This window comes from Pseudomonas sp. NPDC098747 (assembly GCF_044760045.1).
Classification (GTDB): Bacteria; Pseudomonadota; Gammaproteobacteria; order Pseudomonadales; family Pseudomonadaceae; genus Aquipseudomonas.
In genome coordinates, this window is the sequence record NZ_JBIWAL010000102.1 from 2,923 (window position 1) to 8,379 (window position 5,457).

The following is a 5,457-nucleotide window of genomic DNA, read 5'->3' on the forward strand; positions in this document are numbered from 1 at the left end:
AATCGCGATGACTTGAGCAGACAAGTGATTACTCGTCAGCGCCCTTGTCGATCACTTTACGGCCACGGTATACGCCTTCTGGCGATACGTGGTGACGCAGGTGAATTTCACCAGTGGTTTTTTCTACAGACAGAGTGCTCGCCGTCAGGGCGTCGTGCGAACGACGCATGTCACGGGCAGAGCGGGATTTTTTGTTCTGCTGAACAGCCATAATTGATTAACTCCTAAACGTTTGGGTCACGCTTTAACTGCGCCAATACACTGAACGGGTTGGACCGCGTTACCTCGTCCTCGCTCGGCTCGGGTTCATCTGACCCCGCCGGCTGCTGGCATTCTTCCGGATGATGAGCAGGCACGATAGGCAAGGCAAGCAAAAGCTCCTCCTCGACCAGTGACTGCAGATCCAATGGATCTTCGCCCAGTTCCAGCACGTCATAACCTTTCGGTAACGACTGGGTATTCGCACCCTCTTTCACCACAGCGTAACTGCATTCGCTGTGGATCGGCAGTGTGACCAGCTCAATACAAAGCTGGCAAACCATTTTGACCTCGGTGTCGATAAAGCTGTGAATTACCACAGATTTACGTTCATCTCGTTCAAAAACGAATTTCGCCTGCACCGTACCGACATTGTCGGAAAGCGGGTCGCAGAGTCTCTTCAAATCGGCCAGCAGCAGCTCACCTTGGATGGTGGTGCCACGATCAGCCAATTTGCGCGGGTCAACGTGAGGTGGAATCGGGTCATTCAACATAGGCGCAGCATTATAGGGATGCACCCACCCATGTCAAAGGAAATTGTGCCCTGTCCGTCACTTGCGTGCCTCCGCTAGAATTCACATCTGCCTCAGGAGACGCAAATGCTGCCTTTATTACTCGCTTCAAGCTCGACTTATCGCCGCGAATTGCTCGCCCGCCTGCACTTGCCGTTCGTCTGCAGCTCACCGGATATCGATGAAAGCCACCGCCCCGGCGAACCGGCAATCGAGCTGGTCAAACGTCTCGCCGAACAAAAAGCCCGAGCGCTGGCCGACAGCCACCCCGCTCATCTGATTATTGGATCCGACCAGGTGGCCGTCCTCGGCGACCGGATCATCGGCAAGCCGCACACCTTCGACAAGGCCCGCGAGCAACTGATGGCCGCCAGCGGCGCCAGCGTGACCTTCCTGACCGGCCTTGCGCTGCTCAACAGCCAGACAGGGCAACTCCAAGTCGACTGCGTGCCGTTCACCGTGCACATGCGCCAGCTCGATGAGGCACGCATTGAACGCTATTTGCACATCGAGCAGCCTTACGACTGCGCTGGCAGCTTCAAGGCTGAAGGTTTGGGCGTGAGCTTGCTCCAATCCACTGAGGGCCCTGACGCTACCAGCCTGATCGGTCTGCCGCTGATTCGCCTGATCGACATGCTATTGGTAGAAGGCGTGCAGACCCCTTAAAGCAAAAGATCGCAGGCTTCAGCAGTTCCTACATTCAATCTCTGTAGGAACTGCCGCAGGCTGCGATCTTTTGATCTACCAGCGACTCAGCGCAATGAAGGTCCCTGAAAACCCATCCACATCGCCAACTGCTCAGCCACACTGGCGCCAAGCTTCTTCGAGAAGCGATCAAACGGCGATTCCTGAACGGTGAAGTCCACCAGCTCTTTCTCGCCAATCACATCACGCGCCACCGAACTGGCATTACCCAAGCCATCGATCAAGCCCAGCGGCAGCGCCTGCTCGCCCGACCAGACCAGCCCGGAGAACAGCTCCGGATGCTCTTTGTCTTTCAGGCGCTCACCACGCCCCTGCTTGACGCTGTTGATGAACTGCTTGTGCGTGGTGTCCAGCACACTTTGCCAGAACGCAGTTTCTTCAGGCTTCTGCGGCTGGAACGGATCAAGGAACGACTTGTGCTCGCCCGACGTATAGGTGCGACGCTCAACACCCAGTTTCTCCATGGTGCCGACAAAACCGTAACCGGCCGCCGTCACACCAATCGAGCCCACCAGACTCGCCTTGTCGGCATAGATCTGATCAGCCGCACTGGCAATGTAATAGGCGCCCGATGCACCGAGATCGGAAATGACCGCATACAGCTTGATATCAGGATGCAGGCCACGCAGGCGCTTGATCTCGTCATACACATAACCGGACTGCACAGGACTGCCGCCCGGACTGTTGATCCGCAGGATCACACCCTTGACCTTCTTGTCCTCGAACGCCGCGCGCAGACTACCGACAATATTGTCAGCACTGGCCGGCTCTTTGTCAGCGATCACGCCGGTGACGTCGATCAGCGCGGTGTAGTTCGTGCTGCGAGTGGCGCTTTTTTCCATGTCCATCAGCGGCGTGAACAGGATTAGCGCGACAAACAGATAAACAAACGTCAGCAGTTTGAAGAAAATCCCCCAGCGCCGCGAACGACGCTGCTCCTGCACACCCGCCAGCAGGGTCTTTTCCAGCAATTTCCAGCTCTTCTCGTCACCGTCGTCGGCACTTGCCTTGGCCGGTGCTTTCCATTCGTCGGTCATGCCATCCACCCCAGCAAAAACGTATTAAGCCTGCTGCCCCAGCCAGGCATGCAATTCGGAAAAACGATCAATCGACAGCCGCGGCTCGAACTGCTGCAGCGATACGATCGATTGCGCGCCATAACTGACCGCCACCGAATCCATCCCCGCGTTACGCGCCATCAGCAAGTCGAAGGACGAATCCCCGACCATCAGCGCCTGTTCCGCACGCACACCACAATGAGCAAGGATCTGTTCGAGCATCAGAGGGTGCGGCTTGCTCGCAGTTTCATCGGCCGCGCGGGTAATGTCGAAATACTCTTCCCAGCCATTAGCCTTGAGCACCCGATCCAGTCCGCGCCGATTTTTGCCGGTCGCAACAGCCAGGTGATAACCCTGCTCACGAAAGGACGCCATCGACTCGACAACACCTTCGAATAACGGCGAAGGCACGGCTTCAGCTGCAATGTAGTGATCAGCGTAATATTCGCGAAACGCGATCATTTCTGCATCGCTGATCTCGGGATACAAGGTGCGAATCGCCTCGGGCAGGCCAAGACCGATGATGCCTTTGACGGCAAAATCATCACGCAACTCGAAACCGGAGCGCCCGGATGCGGAGTGCATCGCCTCGACGATCCGATGAATGGAATCGGCCAGCGTGCCGTCCCAATCGAAAATCAGCAGTTTGTAATCAGATGGGCGCACTCAATCGCTCCACGGTCTTGGCCCACATTTCATCCACGGGTGCCTGCAGCGTCAGCTTGCCGCCATCGGGCAGCGGCACGGTCAGCATGTAAGCGTGCAAGAACAGACGCTTGCCGCCCAGATTGCGGATTTCCTTGCTGAAATCCTCATCGCCATACTTGCTGTCGCCAGCGATGCAATGCCCGGCGTGCAGGGTGTGCACGCGAATCTGGTGGGTACGACCGGTGACAGGCTTGGCCTCGACCATGGTCGCGAAGTCGCCGAAGCGACGCAGCACCTTGAACAGGGTCAGGGCTTCTTTGCCTTCTTCGTTGACTTCAACCATGCGCTCACCGGAACGCAAATTGCTCTTGAGCAATGGCGCGCTGACTTTCTTGATCGAGGTCGCCCAGTTGCCGCGCACCAGCGCCATGTAGCGCTTGTCGATGCCATCACCGCGCAACTGCTCGTGCAAATGACGGAGCATGCTGCGCTTCTTGGCGATCATCAGCAGACCGGAGGTGTCGCGGTCGAGGCGGTGAACCAGCTCCAGCTCTTTGGTATCCGGACGCAACTGACGAAAGGCTTCGATCACACCGAAGTTCAAGCCACTGCCACCGTGAACCGCAATGCCCGCAGGCTTGTTGATCACGATCAGGGCTTTGTCTTCGAAGACAATCGAGTCCTCCAGGCGCTGCAACAGGCCTTGGGCCAAAGGCACCGGCTCATCGCGCTCAGGCACGCGAACGGGCGGCACGCGCACGATGTCACCGGCCTGCAGCTTGTATTCGGGCTTGATCCGACCTTTGTTCACACGCACTTCGCCTTTGCGCAAAATCCGGTAAATCAAGGTCTTGGGCACGCCTTTGAGCCGGGCGAGGAGAAAATTGTCGATTCGTTGGCCGGCATACTCCGGCGAGACTTCAAGCAGTTGAACGCCTGGAGTCGAAGGGGCAGTAGTTGTCATGGCGCGGATGATAACAATTTTTATGGAATTGAAGCACTTAATCATTGCTGCTATAGTCGCGAACGCCGCCAAAAGCGGCCTGGACAGCGGCACCACGGTCTTAAACCGGCCCTGACCAACGCAATTCACCAGGACGCGAGGCCGTCCTACGGGGCTTTCGCTACGTAACGGTGGAGTTTTCAGTTGTAACAAGCGCAGGTGACATAAGGCCTGAATCACACCGCCGAGCAGAGTTTTTACTCGCCTGGCAGGCAAACATTCAAGGCCAGTTCACAAAGTGCAGTCAGCTGCGAATGACCCCGAGCGAAGGCTTCGGAAACAACGCCTAAATTAGCCATGATGCGTGACCTCCCCTTTCGGAGCTCACGGTAAATGCCAACCCGTTGCGGATTCTGCGCACGGCAGCACCCGAATTATCAGGGATACGTGTAGGGTGGAGATGCACAACCGCTGGACTGTGTAGCATTAGGCTTTATCAAGACGCTTCATCTCGTCCACAGCCGCTGGTTGATTCCTCCTCCTGACTGAGTGCTTAAGTAGCCACAGCAAGCAGGACGCGTACGTCGCGGTCTCGGCCCAATTGGTCGCAATCGCTAGACACGGGAATGGCCAACCACTCCCGACGCACCTGACACCGACCGTGAGAAGTCGTGTGTGCCGAACGCCGTTTCCGGCAGCCCGGAAACCGACGGTACTACATGAAAAGAATGCTGATTAACGCAACTCAACCCGAAGAGTTGCGTGTTGCACTGGTAGATGGCCAACGCCTCTACGACCTGGACATCGAATCCGGTGCACGCGAGCAGAAAAAAGCCAATATCTATAAAGGCAAGATCACTCGCATCGAACCAAGCCTTGAGGCTGCCTTTGTCGACTTCGGCTCTGAGCGCCACGGCTTCCTGCCCCTCAAAGAAATCTCCCGCGAATACTTCAAGAAAGCTCCTGAAGGCCGCGTCAACATAAAGGACGTCCTGACCGAATGCCAGGAAGTCATAGATCAGGAAGAGAAACAAGAACGTGGCAACAAGGGCGCAGCCCTGACCACCTTCATCAGCCTGGCCGGTCGTTACCTCGTACTGATGCCGAACAACCCGCGTGCCGGCGGTATATCCCGTCGCATCGAAGGCGAAGAACGCAACGAACTGCGTGAAGCGCTGAACGGTCTAGTTGCTCCAGCCGACATGGGTCTGATCGTGCGCACTGCCGGCCTGGGCCGCAGCAGCGAAGAAATGCAGTGGGACCTCGATTACCTGCTGCAACTGTGGACCGCCATCAAAGAAGCCTCGCTGGATCGCGCCGCGCCATTCCTGAT

General features: G+C 56.9%; 7 protein-coding genes. 2 read left to right on the plus strand and 5 right to left on the minus strand.

Going from position 1 to position 5,457, the window contains the following annotated elements:
• Nucleotides 1-28 precede the first annotated feature (28 nt).
• Both rpmF and ACIQVE_RS28700 read right to left on the minus strand, forming a co-directional pair.
• The gene (gene rpmF / locus ACIQVE_RS28695) at nucleotides 29-211 is read right to left on the minus strand and encodes a 50S ribosomal protein L32 (protein WP_008152339.1); all 183 of its coding nucleotides are present in this window, start codon (nucleotides 209-211) and stop codon (nucleotides 29-31) included.
• 13 nt (nucleotides 212-224) lie between these two features.
• Nucleotides 225-752 carry a YceD family protein gene (locus tag ACIQVE_RS28700; RefSeq protein WP_402815206.1) on the minus strand — a complete coding sequence of 176 codons (528 nt, stop codon included), beginning with the start codon at nucleotides 750-752 and terminating at the stop codon, nucleotides 225-227.
• A 105-nt stretch (nucleotides 753-857) separates the two neighbouring features.
• On the opposite strand from ACIQVE_RS28700, the gene ACIQVE_RS28705 reads away from it, so the two are divergent.
• Nucleotides 858-1,436 carry a Maf family protein gene (locus tag ACIQVE_RS28705; RefSeq protein WP_402815208.1) on the plus strand — a complete coding sequence of 193 codons (579 nt, stop codon included), beginning with the start codon at nucleotides 858-860 and terminating at the stop codon, nucleotides 1,434-1,436.
• 86 nt (nucleotides 1,437-1,522) lie between these two features.
• On the opposite strand, the gene sppA is transcribed toward ACIQVE_RS28705, so the two are convergent.
• The 3 genes from sppA to rluC are packed head-to-tail and all read right to left on the minus strand — an operon-like array spanning nucleotide 1,523 to nucleotide 4,145.
• On the minus strand, nucleotides 1,523-2,512 hold the full coding sequence (gene sppA, locus ACIQVE_RS28710; protein ID WP_402815210.1) for a signal peptide peptidase SppA: 990 nt from the start codon (nucleotides 2,510-2,512) through the stop codon (nucleotides 1,523-1,525).
• Between the two features lie 24 nt (nucleotides 2,513-2,536).
• Nucleotides 2,537-3,199 (minus strand): HAD-IA family hydrolase, encoded by a 663-nt coding sequence (locus tag ACIQVE_RS28715; protein WP_402815212.1) that lies wholly within the window; start codon nucleotides 3,197-3,199, stop codon nucleotides 2,537-2,539.
• The gene (gene rluC / locus ACIQVE_RS28720) at nucleotides 3,186-4,145 is read right to left on the minus strand and encodes a 23S rRNA pseudouridine(955/2504/2580) synthase RluC (protein WP_402815215.1); all 960 of its coding nucleotides are present in this window, start codon (nucleotides 4,143-4,145) and stop codon (nucleotides 3,186-3,188) included. Before rluC ends, ACIQVE_RS28715 begins: the two co-directional genes overlap by 14 nt.
• Nucleotides 4,146-4,843: 698 nt before the next feature.
• Between rluC and ACIQVE_RS28725 the strand changes: the two genes are divergently transcribed.
• On the plus strand, nucleotides 4,844-5,457 hold a 614-nt coding region (locus ACIQVE_RS28725), incomplete at its 3' end, for a ribonuclease E/G (RefSeq protein ID WP_402815217.1).

Coding starts and splice junctions, on each gene's coding strand:
- rpmF (WP_008152339.1), bottom strand. CDS start 211: ATGGCTGTTCAGCAGAACAAAAAATCCCGCTCTGCCCGTGACATGCGT.
- ACIQVE_RS28705 (WP_402815208.1), top strand. CDS start 858: ATGCTGCCTTTATTACTCGCTTCAAGCTCGACTTATCGCCGCGAATTG.
- ACIQVE_RS28700 (WP_402815206.1), bottom strand. CDS start 752: ATGTTGAATGACCCGATTCCACCTCACGTTGACCCGCGCAAATTGGCT.
- sppA (WP_402815210.1), bottom strand. CDS start 2,512: ATGACCGACGAATGGAAAGCACCGGCCAAGGCAAGTGCCGACGACGGT.
- rluC (WP_402815215.1), bottom strand. CDS start 4,145: ATGACAACTACTGCCCCTTCGACTCCAGGCGTTCAACTGCTTGAAGTC.